The sequence below is a fragment of the Shimazuella sp. NTD250 genome (assembly GCF_059510375.1).
Map to the genome: position 1 here is coordinate 313,174 of NZ_JCAJZS010000004.1, position 13,626 is coordinate 326,799.

The window sequence follows — 13,626 nt, forward strand, 5'->3', positions numbered from 1 at the left end:
GTTTTGTTTGTTTTGATATAAATATCTTTTTTATTCGTTATTGTTTTTCTGTATCTGATACGTTAATCTATGGTTATTGTGCCGAAAAGGACGGAAAATAACTTTTCTGGATAAGTGAAGGGGGATACCAATCAAATGAGTCGTACTCTATTTACATCTGAATCTGTTACAGCTGGACACCCAGATAAAATCTGTGACCAAATTTCAGATGCCATTTTAGATGCTATTCTATCAAAAGATCCAAATGCCCGTGTAGCTTGTGAAACATCTGTTACCACTGGTTTGGTTTTAGTCGCAGGAGAAATTAGTACCAATTGTTATGTTGATATTCCAAAATTAGTTCGTTCTACTATCAAGGAAATAGGGTACGATCGAGCAAAGTATGGTTTTGATGCAGAAACATGTGCTGTATTGACTTCCATCGATGAACAGTCTGCCGACATTGCTCAAGGTGTTGACGAGGCATATGAGAAAAAAGAAGGTACCATGAGTGAAGAACAAATCGAAGCAATTGGTGCTGGTGACCAAGGTCTCATGTTCGGTTTTGCGGTGAACGAGACACCTGAACTTATGCCATTACCTATTTCATTGGCTCACCAACTTGCGCGCCGGCTGCATGAAGTTCGTGTAGATGGAACGCTAAGCTATCTTCGCCCGGATGGTAAAATCCAAGTAACTGTCGAATACGATGGCAACAAGCCTGTACGAATCGAAACGATTGTCTGCTCTACCCAACATGCTGAAAACATCACCATTGGGCAGATTAAAGAAGATATCCATCGTCATGTTATAACTCCTATCGTACCAAAAGATATGCTGGATGATCAAACCAAGTATTTTATCAACCCAACTGGCCGCTTTGTAATCGGAGGCCCACTTGGAGATGCTGGTCTAACTGGACGTAAAATTATTGTCGATACGTATGGTGGATATGCTCGCCATGGTGGAGGAGCATTCTCTGGAAAAGACCCAACAAAAGTTGATCGTTCTGCTGCATATGCTGCTCGATATGTTGCTAAAAATATCGTCGCCGCCGGTCTCGCTGAAAAGTGTGAAGTCCAGCTCGCTTATGCGATTGGTGTTGCGCGACCTGTATCTGTCCGAGTGGATACATTTGGAACAGGGACTATTTCGGAAGATCGTCTTGTCGAATTAGTAGAAAAACATTTCGATCTTCGTCCAGCTGGAATTATCCGTTCTTTGGACTTGCGTCGCCCTATCTACAGACAAACAGCTGCATATGGGCATTTTGGCCGTACTGACATCGAGCTCCCGTGGGAGAAAACAGATAAAGCAGATATTCTTCGCGCAGAAGCGTAAGTAGAGAATGAGAAAAACATCTTTCTAATAAAAGGAAGATGTTTTTTTAACCCCATCTTTTCATGTTCTGTATGTGATTTTTTGATAAAATAATTGGCAAGTGGGCTATGCAAGAGAAAGGAAAAAGAATGCTTACCCTGCTTTCTGATCCTATTTCGCCTGGGTTTGTTTATCAATCTGCTGTTTACCGTAATTCGGACGGTCGAGAATATCCATGCAGGGTTGGTTATTACCAAGTAGAGAGAGACGAAAACCGCATTGAACTCCATGGATTTCGATTGGAGTACAAGCCCCTTCGTACAATGAGGGAGTTGCTGGGAGATGCGGTGAAAAGTAATCAAGATAATGAGGTGGGGCAGGATAAGGTTCTAGAAAAGAACCTTGCTTTTATTCGTTGTGGTGACCTGTTCCTCTTTGCTCTCAAGTTGGTAATTGAGAAAGATGAGGCATCAGACCTCCTAATCGAGGGAGACTGGGAACTCAAGAGACTAATTCGAACGGAGCATGGTGATACGCTCAAGCTCTGCGAAATGGGGGAGAAACACTACAGCTGTTCATTTTCCGAAATGTTCCAGCTGTAGCGGCAAAGGCAGTGATGACGGGGTCATCGCTGCCTGCTACATTCAGACGTTTTATTTACCGCAGGAAAGTGGTAAAATGAAAATAGTATTACATTTTCGAAAGAACCATTAAACGATTTGTTAAAAGGCAGCATATACTGCGAGTAAACTCTTACCTAAAAGTAACCGGATAACATACTGAAATTAAGGAGGATGGGCGTATGGGTTACTGGTACCTGCTGATTGGGGCAGTTCTCGTCGTCGCTTTCGTGTTCCTGTACAAAAGGTTGCTCACATTTGGCAAGGGGTTATATCACCATAGAGCATCTCATCTTGTGATTATTACGAACAATAGTCAACAGTCTATTGAATGGCTAATTCGTTCTTATCACATAGCAAATCATCTTAGAGCTGATGGCTTGAAAAAAGGGCGAATTACCTGTTTGGATATGGGATCATCAGATGACACTATTTCCATTATCGAACGGCTGAAACAGAAGTATGACCATCTAGATGTATTTTCACATAAACTCTCTACTGAAGAAGAACTGACACAGTGGCTGAAAGAGGAGCAACAAAAAGAGAAAGTGGTTGTACTTGATTTGCGTGATATTGATGAAGACAAAGAAACTGCATAACACGAGCAAAAGCGAAAAAAATCAGTCACCGCAGGTGGCTGATTTTTTTTGTGGGAGGTGCTTTAGTGGAATCTATATCTGTTTATAACAACCTTGCGGGAAGATGTTTGACATGGAGGGACATGAGACAAATTTTGGATGATAATGAGATAAGCGATTTGCAGCATCTACTTCAAGTTTGGGAAGAAATAGGCACGTTGAAAAAAGAATTTGCGATCAAGCCTTCCAATTGGTCTATTTTCCGAAAATGCAACCGGTGTGGTGCTGGAGCGTCTGACATAGAAGTGAGTGACTGTATGAATTGCGGTAACAAAACATGTTTTTATTGCAAGAGATGCTTGTTTTACGGCAGAGTCAAAAGCTGTACTCCTTTATTTTCTTTTTTTCCAACCACTAAGGGAAAAAAAGATTTTTTGAACAGTGCTACATTGCCACTTACAGAAGTACTGCAACATACCAGTGGTAACCTAAAATCATTATATGAAAAAGCTGCCAAACAAATTCATGCGGTCCTTATTCCAGGAAGCGGTGAACTACTCATCTTATTGGATTTTTTAAACTATCTTCTCGATAAGAAGAAACGAATTTTTTGGTGTCAAGAGAAAAAGAAAATAACAAAAACGATGAATCAATTGACTTTGTTAATGCCGAAGTTGGCTAAGTACATAGAAAGTAAAGATACAACATTGGTTCTAGGGACGAAATGGGATTTGCTGACTTACTATCAGCAGTTTGATCTGATTATTTGGGATGGTCAAGTACCAGAGGCATTTCATGCATGGGAAAGATCGATGGCAAAAGAAGGTCAACAGTTAGTGATTCGTTCCACTCTTCCTAAGTGGAATCGTTATCCTGATATTGTTCATCCTGTTCGCTTGCATCGATACCCTATACCAGTTCCAAAATTTGTCCAGTATCGAAATCTCCGGAAACACATCAAGAGAAATAAGCCTATTCCTCCCTTTCGCTCATTTGTGGAAGAAGTACAAGAGCTAAATGGACAAGCACTGATTCTTGTCCCGACAAAAGAAGAAATAGAAGTGACTTTAAAGTGGATGCAAGCAGTAATGCCTGAAGTTGCAAATAAAACTTGCAGTATTTCGGAGTGGGATGAAGATGCCAAAGAATTAAGAATTTTATTTTCAGAGCAAAAATTTATGAATCTGCTTTTGCCACAGCAATTAATGGAGAGCATGCAAATTGCAAATTTACATCTTTGTTTACTGCATGCTGACCATCCAGCATTTGATCGTAAACGATTAGTAGAATTGGTTCATTTTATTGGATTAAATGCTTATTTCCCCGAATGTGAAGTATTGTTTATCGGAGAAATGAATACGGAAATGATCGTCCAGACAAAAAAAGAACACATTTATTTAAATGAGTTGGCTAAAAAAGAAGGATATTTACAAAAGGAGGCGTAATACCGTATGAGGTGGTGGTCTTCCTTATTTCCGATTCGTCCTAGTTGCTGGTTTTGTGATCAATCCATAGAGCAGTTATTTTTTGCTAGTGCGTGGTCTAAAGTTTGTAAGGAGTGTACAGTAAAGTTATCTCCTATATGTCCACCTATATGTGAGATTTGTTTTCGACCGCTAGATGATGATAGGAATGCGTGTGGTGATTGTCTTCAAATAGCACATCGAGATAGGGTTCAGAATGTGAGTGCTGTATCTTATACGAGTAAGACAAAGAAAGTGTTAGCTCGCTTTAAGTACTTAGGTGATGAAGGCTATGCCAAATATATTGGTACTATCATGTGTGATACAGTGGAGAAACATTACTCTCCTATTCCATTCACCCTGATAACCAGTGTACCTCTTCACCAAAATCGAATAAAAGAACGTGGTTTTAATCAATCCCAGCTTCTTGCAGAACAGATCGGAAAAAGTTTAGGCTTGCCCACTCCAAGCCTATTGGAAAGAATAAAAGCCTCGCCACCTCAGGCTAATCTCGGCAGAAATGCTAGGATTCAGTCATTACGCGATTGCTTTGGGATACCATCTGATAAGATGCAACTAGATTTTACATCCCATACGATTTTGTTGGTGGATGATGTGTACACAACTGGTACTACGCTACGAGAGTGTGCTAAAATTCTCCGCCATGCAGGTGCTCAAACTGTCTATTCTGTTACCTTTGCGAGATAATTTGTAGAAGGAACAGGTATGGAATTGTTATTACTGGGCAAAACCAGTGATAGCGGTTTTACTTTCAACCGTTTGACAGGCGGGGTTAGCTTGGGTTTAAAATAGCGTTAAGCTATTCTCCAAGAATTTCCTAATATATGGGAGACTGTCTGAAATTACCTACTCTAGGGGGAAATAAAGCATGAATAAAACAGAGCTAGTTGAAAAAGTAGCAGAGTCTACAGGAAAAACCAAAAAAGAAGCGGGGCAAGTAGTTGATGCAGTTTTGAGTTCTATTTCTTCCGCTCTTCAAGATGGAGATAAAGTTACTTTGATTGGTTTTGGAAACTTTGAAGTTCGTGAGCGTGCTGCTAGAACTGGACGTAACCCACAAACAGGTGAAGAAATTCAAATCGAAGCTAGCCGAGTTCCTTCTTTCAAACCAGGAAAACAATTGAAAGAATCGGTTAATTCATAGAGGAAAATGGATGGTATCTATTTTGTTATTTACAGAATAGAAACCATCCATTTTTTTAAAATTACACAATCCTTTGCAAAAGAATCAGTATTTTATAAGTTGAGTTATGGGAAAAATAAGAATAGAAAAACCCCTATTTTACTTATTTTTGTGGATATTGTGGATAATATTGTGTTTAAATGTTGTATATAGCTATTCATAATATAGGGAAAAGTTGGTTGCTTGACATTGATTTTTTCCAAATGTTATATTGAAATTACATAAGAATAGTTCTTGTGCTAAGATTTCAGTTTTTAGAAGAAGGGATGTTTTTCCATGCAAGGCAAAGTAAAATGGTTTAACGCTGAAAAAGGCTACGGTTTCATCGAACGTGAAGATGGTGACGATGTATTCGTACACTATTCTGCTATTCAAACTGATGGTTTTAAAACCCTTGAAGAAGGTCAAACGGTAGAATTTGATATTGTTGAAGGTTCCCGTGGGCCACAAGCAGCCAACATTGAAAAAAAATAAGAGTTTAACAAGCTCCCCACGTTAACGTGGGGAGTTTTTGATTTATACAATTTTTCAAGCATTCTCATGTGTTATTATAGTGGCAGTCGTTTTTGAAATAAGGGAGGTTTCTAGTTTATGAAAGTAGTAACAGTTGTTGGTGCACGCCCGCAATTTATCAAAGCTGCTCCTGTATCACGAGCACTACGTGCTGAAGGAGAAGAAATTTTAGTACATACTGGTCAACATTATGATAAATCAATGTCTGATGTATTTTTTGAAGAATTGGAGATACCATTTCCAGAATATCATTTACATGTAGGTTCTTTATCTCATGGTGCACAAACTGGAGAAATGCTAAAAAAAGTAGAAGAAGTCTTACTTGCAGAGAAACCTGACGCATTACTGGTTTATGGAGATACGAACTCTACTATCGCAGGTGCTCTGGCTGCAGCAAAATTACATATTCCTGTTGCACATGTAGAGGCAGGACTAAGAAGTTTCAACCGTAGAATGCCAGAAGAAGTGAATCGCGTACTGACTGACCACATTTCCAAATGGCTTTTCTGCCCGACGGATACTGCTGTGAAACATTTAGCAAAAGAAGGGATCACAGAAGGTGTACATATTGTGGGTGATGTGATGTTAGATGCATTTAACTACAACACCCAGTTAGCAGAAGGAAAAGCAAAAATTTTAAGCAGTTTACCTGTACAACCCAAATCATATGCATTGATTACGCTCCATCGTGCAGAGAACACGGATGATCCTGTGAGATTAAAAGCAATTGTAGACGCTATCAATCAGTTGCCGATCCCAGCAATATTACCACTTCACCCTCGTACGGTTGGAAAGCTGAAAGAGAGTGGACTTAGCATTTCCAATGATAATGTTCATGTGATTGAACCAGTTGGGTATTTGGATATGATCCAACTTGAATTCCAAGCGAAATTGATCTTGACCGATTCTGGCGGTGTACAAAAAGAAGCATTTTTTGCACAAGTACCATGTATCACGATGAGAGATGAAACAGAATGGGTTGAAACTGTCTCTTATGGAGCAAATAAATTAGTTGGTGCAAATACAGAACTTATTTTACAAGCTGTTTCTGAGTTTTCCGTAGATTTCTCCCATATTCCAAGAGTATTTGGTGATGGAAAAACAGCAGAAAAATTGGTTGATATCATCAAACGGGGTTTATAACATGAAACGGTTTAAAATTTGGTTGGCCAATCACTATGCTGTACCGCCAAATATCGCCGGTATTACTCGTCATTTTGAGTTAGCAAGAGAATGGGCAAGGGAAGAAGATGCAGAAGTAACATTATTTTTATCTAAGTTTGTTCACCCCCGCAGAACCTTTATCACACCAGAAGAAAAGGCGCAAATCGAGCAAGTGGATGGACTAAAATTAGCATGGCTCTGGTCTTTCCCTCATAAGGTAAATGATTTTCGCCGAATCATCAACATGATCAGTTTTGCCTTTGTTTTCTTTTTTGCTACTCTATTCCGTCGTAAACCAGATGTATTCATTGCTTCTTCGCCACACCTCTTCCTTGCATATGCAGGGTTACTGGTAGCTAAAATCAAGCGGATTCCATTTGTATTTGAAGTGCGCGACTTATGGCCGGATTCCCTTGTGAAGATGGGTGGAGTTCGAGAAGGAACAGTACTTAAAGCGTTGACCTGGATGGAAAATCAACTTTATAAGAAGTCCGATAAAATAATTGTTTTAGCGGAACATCAACGCCAATATATCGCCAATCGTGGAATTCCGATTGATAAGATTGACCTGATTCCCAATGGTGTAGTGGTTGGATCTTGGTATCCTGATGAAGCAAAGCGAAAAGAATACCGCGCCAAACTTGGAGTTCCAGAATCAGACTATGTAGCAGTCTATACAGGAGCTCACGGACCAGCAAATGCGCTGGAGTATGTCGTACAAGCAGGGCAGTATTTACCGCAAGAAGGATACTCGATTGTTCTCATTGGAGATGGTCCAGATAAAGAACGTTTACAAAAAAGAGTTGCAGAATTAGGTTTGAAAAATGTTCACTTGAAGGACCCTGTACCAAAGGCAGAGATTTTTGATTATACAAATGCGGCTGACTTTGGAATTATCTCACTTGCAGATAATGAAGTATTTCGTGGAGCACGGCCTAATAAATTATTTGATTATACTTTCTTAGGTAAGCCTATTATTACTACTGTGGACGGTGAAGTCCGACAGATTGTAGAAGAAAACAGAGTTGGTGTTTTTAGTGGAGCAGAAAACCCAAAAGGCTTAGCAGAAGCAATCGTAAAATTGAGTAGTTATTCGGATGAGCAATTGACGGAAATCAAAGAGAATGGTCGTGCCTTTATTGATCGAGAAGGGGATCGTCAAAAATTAGCCAAAAAGTTTTATGGCATTTTGAAAAATTTGGTAGTTAAATAACTTGGAAAAATAGAAGGGCGCCGTTACGAGCCTTTTTCATCGAAATAGTTTTCTTCAGCTTGTAGATGGATGCTGTGATAGACTCAAAACCTAGTCCAAATGGTGACTAGGTTTTTGAGTTTGCCCAAATGTCACCAGTCAGGAAGTGAAAAAAATCCTATTTTTTGTTACACTGATAGATAGTATGTTTACTACTACGGGAAGTAGGAAATGATAGATAGATTGCAGGAGGAAGCGTGATGTTAAAAACGATAAAACGATTGCTTGATCCAAATGAGCGTCAAGTAAAAAAATATTTTCAGATTGCAGAACAAATTGATGCGCTAGAAGAGTCCCTTTCTAGTTTGTCAGATGAAGAACTAAAAGCAAAGACGGGAGAATTTAAAGACCGATTATCCAATGGGGAAACTTTGGACGACATTCTGCCTGAAGCATTCGCAGTAACTCGTGAAGCTTCTAAACGAGTGCTTGGAATGCGTCATTTCCGTGTGCAATTAGTCGGGGGAATGGTTCTGCACAATGGTGATATTTCTGAAATGCGAACAGGGGAAGGGAAAACTTTAGTATCAACTTTACCTGCATATCTCAATGCTCTGACAGGTAAGGGGGTACATGTTGTTACTGTCAACGACTATCTCGCTCGACGAGATAAAGAGTGGATGGGGCAAATATTTGAGTTTCTTGGGCTGACAGTAGGGTTAAATGTACCTTTTCTTTCACCTGATGAAAAACGCGAAGCATATCAAGCCGATATCACGTATGGCACTAACAATGAGTTTGGATTTGATTATTTAAGAGACAACATGGTTGCGTACCAAGAACAATTAACTCAGCGTGAATTAAACTTTGCGATAGTCGATGAAGTAGATAGTATTTTAATCGACGAAGCTAGAACACCACTTATTATCAGTGGACAAGCAAATAAAGCGACAGATCTTTATTACACTGCCGATCGAGTCGTGAGTCGTTTGAAAGCAGAAGATGATTTCACACTTGATATCAAAACCAAGCAGATCTCTTTGACAGATGAAGGGGTCAAAAAAGTAGAGAATGCTCTAAAAGTAGACAATCTCTATGATATGAAAAATATCACCCTGAACCATCACATTCAACAAGCATTAAAAGCACATGTAACGATGCATCGTGACCAGGATTATGTAGTTGATGCCGAACATGGTGTAGTGATAGTCGATGAGTTTACTGGTCGTTTGATGCATGGGCGTCGTTATAGTGATGGACTGCACCAAGCAATTGAAGCAAAAGAAAATATCGAAGTACAACATGAAAGTATGACACTTGCAACCGTAACACTACAAAACTACTTCCGTCTCTATGATAAGTTGGCTGGAATGACTGGTACAGCTAAGACAGAGGAAGAAGAGTTCCGTCGTATTTACAACATGGATGTAGTCATCGTACCGACTAACAAGCCGACGGTTCGTCAAGATCAGTCTGATGTCCTTTATAAAACAGAACAAGAAAAGTTTTCAGCTGTTATCGAGCAAATAGAGCAAATGTATTCAATTGGGCGACCTGTTCTTGTGGGGACTGTTTCCATTGAAAACTCAGAGAAATTAGCTTTGCTGTTAAAACGCAAAGGGATCAAGCATCAAGTGCTCAACGCGAAAAACCATGCCAAAGAAGCAGAAATTATTGCCGAAGCAGGGCAATACAGTGCTGTTACCATCGCTACCAACATGGCCGGCCGTGGTACTGACATTATGCTTGGAGAAAATGTAGCTGAATTAGGTGGACTTCATGTAATTGGTACAGAGCGACATGAAAGCCGCAGGATAGACAATCAGCTTCGAGGTCGTGCAGGTCGTCAAGGTGATCCAGGTTCTACACAGTTTTATCTGTCTTTTGAGGATGACTTGATGAAGCGATTCATCCCTGATCGGGTTAAAGGCATGATCAGTCGTGTAATGAATGATGGTGAGCCGCTAGAGGGTAATATATTTACAAGATCAATAGCAAATGCGCAAAAACAAGTAGAAAACAATAACTTTGATGCTAGACGTTGGGTCTTGCAGTACGATGATGTTCTCAACCAACAGCGTGAAATTATTTACAAACAGCGTCGTCAAGTACTTACAAGTGAAAATCTCGATGATGTTGTCTTGCCGATGGTGAAATCCTCGATCGAGCGGATTGTCGAAGTTCACACAACTGGCAGCGATGAGGAAGAATGGGAACTAGACGATATTTTGGAATACATTCATGGGAATATATTGCCGGAAGACCGGATCGCAGAAGAAGATGTAGAAGATAAAAATCCTGAAGAGCTAGTTGCTTTTCTTTATGAAGAAGCAAATAAGTATTATGGCGAGCGTAGACAAGAGCTTGGGGACGAGAGGATGAATGAGTTCTCCAAAGTTGTAGTTCTGCGTACTGTTGACCGCAAATGGATGGATCATATTGATGCAATGGACCAGCTTCGACAAGGTATCCATCTGCGTGCATATGGACAGGATAACCCGCTTCGTTCTTATCAATTTGAAGGATTTGCGATGTTTGAAGCGATGGTTCAAGAAATTCAAGAAGAAGTAGTCAAATATGTCATGAAAGCTGTTGTGCAAGAGGAAGAAACACTGACAAGAGAAGAGGTTACTATGAATGTCACCCCTATTTCAGGCGGGGATACAGAAGAAGAAAAACCAAAAGTAGTACCTCTCCGTCGTGCAGATAAAGTTGGCAGAAATGACCCTTGTCCATGCGGAAGCGGCAAAAAATATAAAAACTGTCATTACAAGAAATAAAACAAGGGGCTGACTGAGTTGGATTTACAAGCATTAAAACAAGAGTTTCATACTACAGCGAAACGTTTAGCTGACCTTAGGGGGTCTCTTTGACTTAGAAGAACAGCAGTCCAAGCTGGTGTCTCTTGAGGCTGAGATGGCAGCAGAGACATTTTGGGATGATCAACAGAAAGCACAACAAAAGATTGCCGAATTGCGAGAAGTAAAAGAGATTGTAGATCAAGTGCAGCAATTGACTTCCCAAAACGATGAAATACAAGTGATGATGGAATTGTTACAAGAGGAAGAAGATCCATCTCTCTTAAGTGAATGCGAAGTGAGTTTAAAAACTTTCCAAGGGCAAGTAAATGAATTTGAATTACAGCAGTTATTAAGTGGTCCATATGACCGCAATTCGGCGATCTTGGAGCTGCATCCTGGAGCTGGGGGTACAGAATCTCAGGATTGGGCAGAAATGCTTCTGAGAATGTACACACGCTGGGCGGAGAAAAGTGGTTATAAGATTGAAATGATTGACTATTTACCAGGTGATGAAGCCGGTTTGAAGAGTGTTACTCTGTTGGTCAAAGGAATAAATGCCTATGGGTATTTGAGGACCGAAAAAGGGATTCACCGTTTGGTTCGAATCTCTCCCTTTGATGCATCTGGACGAAGACATACTTCCTTTGCTTCGGTAAACGTGGTTCCTGAATTAGATGATGATGTGGAAATTGAAATCCGCACAGAAGATATAAAGGTAGACACTTACCGCGCTAGTGGTGCAGGTGGACAGCATATTAATACAACGGATTCAGCAGTACGGATCACACATATTCCAACAGGAGTAGTGGTTACCTGTCAATCCGAACGATCTCAGATCAAAAATCGTGACAGAGCAATGAAAGTATTAAAAGCACGGTTGTATGAGAAAAAAGTGGAAGAACAGGAACAAAAACTAAACGAGATAAAAGGGGAACAGACGGAAATCGGTTGGGGTAACCAAATTCGATCCTATGTATTCCATCCTTACAGTTTAGTAAAAGATCATCGTACGACGGTAGAAAATGGAAATGTCCAAGCTGTTATGGACGGTGCTATTCATGGATTTATGGAAGCATTTCTTAAAAAACAAGTTGAAACAAAGCAATAATGTAAAGCGGGCTCTCTATAAGGTTGGAGGGTTCGCTTTTCTGTGATAAAATAGGTACGATTCTTAAAGGGGCGATGCAAATGACAGATTGGAGCTGTATTACCCTCGAGATCGAACAGTCAATTGGAATATTGCGATTATCACGTCCGAAAGTGTTAAATGCACTGAATGTGCAAATGCTAACAGAGATTAGGGACGCTCTGCATCATGTCATGACCCGAAGTGAAATCAAAGCTCTTGTTATCACAGGTACTGGTGAAAAAGCTTTTGCAGCTGGTGCGGATATAACAGAGTTAAGAAGGATCAAAAATGGCCCTGAAGCTGAAAAACAGGCTTTACTTGGGCAGAGTATCTTTGATATGGTGGAGAATATGCCGATCCCTGTTATTATGGCAGTCAATGGATTTGCACTTGGTGGTGGTTGTGAATTGGCGCTTGCTGGTGATATCATACTAGCCGCTGAACATGCTAAATTTGGACAACCAGAGATTAATCTTGGTATTCTTCCAGGATATGGAGGTACCCAGCGTTTAGCACGAGCAATCGGAGAGAAAAACGCTAAGTACTATACTTTTTCCGGTGAAATCTTTGATAGCAGAGAAGCATTTCGACTTGGCCTTGTTCAAAAGATATTTCCTTTCGATCAATTATTACCAGAAGCAAAAACACTTGCAAAAAAATTAGCAAAACTGGCACCAATTGCCCTTCATTATATGAAAAAATCCATTCATAATGGTCTAGAGATGCCCTTGGAAAAAGGACTACAACTGGAAGCTTCTTATTTTGGGCTTACCTTTCAAACTGCGGATCGATCAGAAGGCATGGATGCCTTTCTCGAGAAGCGCAAACCAACTTTTCGGGGAGAATAATATTTCCCGGGGAATGGAGGATACAACATGTTGAATTTAGTAATGAGCCCAATTTTTTGGATTGGTGTTGCCCTTGTGATTGTTGCTATTATTGTATTATCTGCCTTAATAAGTAGTAAGCGTAGTCGAGAAGTAGATGAATTGGGTACATATTTTCCAGATGGTGAAATGGATAATACTACTCGTATTCCGATAGAAAAAGTAAGACGGTCTACGTTAGCACGTCAACAGCGTAAACAAGCATCTCAACATTTACCGCGTCGTCAACCACGTGAAGATGTACTAGAGTTAGATAAGCAGGAATATGTGGATAAACAGGAAGAACAGGATGACTTTGACTTAGAGTTAGGTGTTTATGAGGAAGAAGAGAATCTAAACCTGCCAGCGGTACAAGATTCATCTACCTCAGAACGCAAATTCAATCGGAAACAATATAAATCAAATATCTTACAATCTCGAAACACAGCACTTACAACTGATGAAAATCTCACTAACAAACGCCCATCATTTGCGAAAAGAACACCATTAAATTCAAACAATAATACTAACACTACAAACACGACGACAAATAATTCTCGTTCTCCCTTACGCAGGCCTTTGACGAACAAAACTGCCTATCCTTCTTTGCGCAAGGATTCAAACAGTACTACCAATAAAGAAGAAGATCCATCCCCTCGTTTTCCTAATCGACGTTCCAAGAGGATGTTTTAAGCCGCCTTTTCAAAAGGTGGTTTTTTTTGAGTCTAAAATAGCGATAATGAAGGTGCACTAGAAAAGAAAAATCAAGAAGGTAAAACAGCATTACAACTAGCAAA

The 13,626-nt window shown here is 40.0% G+C and carries 13 protein-coding genes; all 13 read left to right on the forward strand.

Annotated features, from left to right (window positions below; all coding sequences use genetic code 11):
- Positions 1-135: 135 nt before the first annotated feature.
- The 13 genes from metK to AC5WOF_RS12540 all read left to right on the forward strand — a co-directional run bounded on the left by metK (position 136) and on the right by AC5WOF_RS12540 (position 13,522).
- Positions 136-1,320, forward strand: coding sequence for a methionine adenosyltransferase (gene metK, locus AC5WOF_RS12480; protein ID WP_496050286.1), 1,185 nt, complete (start codon positions 136-138; stop codon positions 1,318-1,320).
- 107 nt (positions 1,321-1,427) lie between these two features.
- Positions 1,428-1,901 carry a hypothetical protein gene (locus tag AC5WOF_RS12485; protein ID WP_496050287.1) on the forward strand — a complete coding sequence of 158 codons (474 nt, stop codon included), beginning with the start codon at positions 1,428-1,430 and terminating at the stop codon, positions 1,899-1,901.
- Between the two features lie 200 nt (positions 1,902-2,101).
- On the forward strand, positions 2,102-2,518 hold the full coding sequence (locus tag AC5WOF_RS12490; protein ID WP_496050288.1) for a hypothetical protein: 417 nt from the start codon (positions 2,102-2,104) through the stop codon (positions 2,516-2,518).
- Positions 2,519-2,583: 65 nt separating this feature from the next.
- Positions 2,584-3,942, forward strand: a complete 1,359-nt coding sequence (locus tag AC5WOF_RS12495) for a hypothetical protein (protein ID WP_496050289.1) — start codon at positions 2,584-2,586, stop codon at positions 3,940-3,942.
- A gap of 6 nt (positions 3,943-3,948) precedes the next feature.
- Positions 3,949-4,668 carry a ComFC family protein gene (locus AC5WOF_RS12500; protein WP_496050290.1) on the forward strand — a complete coding sequence of 240 codons (720 nt, stop codon included), beginning with the start codon at positions 3,949-3,951 and terminating at the stop codon, positions 4,666-4,668.
- 181 nt (positions 4,669-4,849) lie between these two features.
- Entirely contained in the window at positions 4,850-5,125 is a 276-nt protein-coding gene (locus tag AC5WOF_RS12505; RefSeq protein ID WP_496050291.1) for an HU family DNA-binding protein, read from the forward strand.
- Positions 5,126-5,440: 315 nt separating this feature from the next.
- Positions 5,441-5,638, forward strand: coding sequence for a cold shock domain-containing protein (locus tag AC5WOF_RS12510; RefSeq protein WP_496050292.1), 198 nt, complete (start codon positions 5,441-5,443; stop codon positions 5,636-5,638).
- A 117-nt stretch (positions 5,639-5,755) separates the two neighbouring features.
- Positions 5,756-6,820, forward strand: coding sequence for a non-hydrolyzing UDP-N-acetylglucosamine 2-epimerase (gene wecB, locus AC5WOF_RS12515; RefSeq protein WP_496050293.1), 1,065 nt, complete (start codon positions 5,756-5,758; stop codon positions 6,818-6,820).
- Between the two features lies 1 nt (position 6,821).
- On the forward strand, positions 6,822-8,054 hold the full coding sequence (locus AC5WOF_RS12520) for a glycosyltransferase family 4 protein (RefSeq protein ID WP_496050294.1): 1,233 nt from the start codon (positions 6,822-6,824) through the stop codon (positions 8,052-8,054).
- A 239-nt stretch (positions 8,055-8,293) separates the two neighbouring features.
- Positions 8,294-10,813, forward strand: a complete 2,520-nt coding sequence (gene secA / locus AC5WOF_RS12525) for a preprotein translocase subunit SecA (RefSeq protein WP_496050295.1) — start codon at positions 8,294-8,296, stop codon at positions 10,811-10,813.
- An 18-nt stretch (positions 10,814-10,831) separates the two neighbouring features.
- Positions 10,832-11,942, forward strand: a protein-coding gene (gene prfB, locus AC5WOF_RS12530; RefSeq protein WP_496050296.1) for a peptide chain release factor 2 whose coding sequence is annotated in 2 segments (ribosomal slippage) — positions 10,832-10,903 and positions 10,905-11,942 — 1,110 coding nt in all. Because the reading frame shifts where the segments join, the coding sequence is not laid out codon by codon here.
- An 80-nt stretch (positions 11,943-12,022) separates the two neighbouring features.
- A complete protein-coding gene (locus AC5WOF_RS12535) occupies positions 12,023-12,811 on the forward strand; it encodes an enoyl-CoA hydratase/isomerase family protein (RefSeq protein WP_496050297.1) in 789 nt (262 codons plus the stop codon).
- Between the two features lie 27 nt (positions 12,812-12,838).
- Positions 12,839-13,522 (forward strand): hypothetical protein, encoded by a 684-nt coding sequence (locus tag AC5WOF_RS12540; RefSeq protein WP_496050298.1) that lies wholly within the window; start codon positions 12,839-12,841, stop codon positions 13,520-13,522.
- Positions 13,523-13,626: the final 104 nt, after the last annotated feature.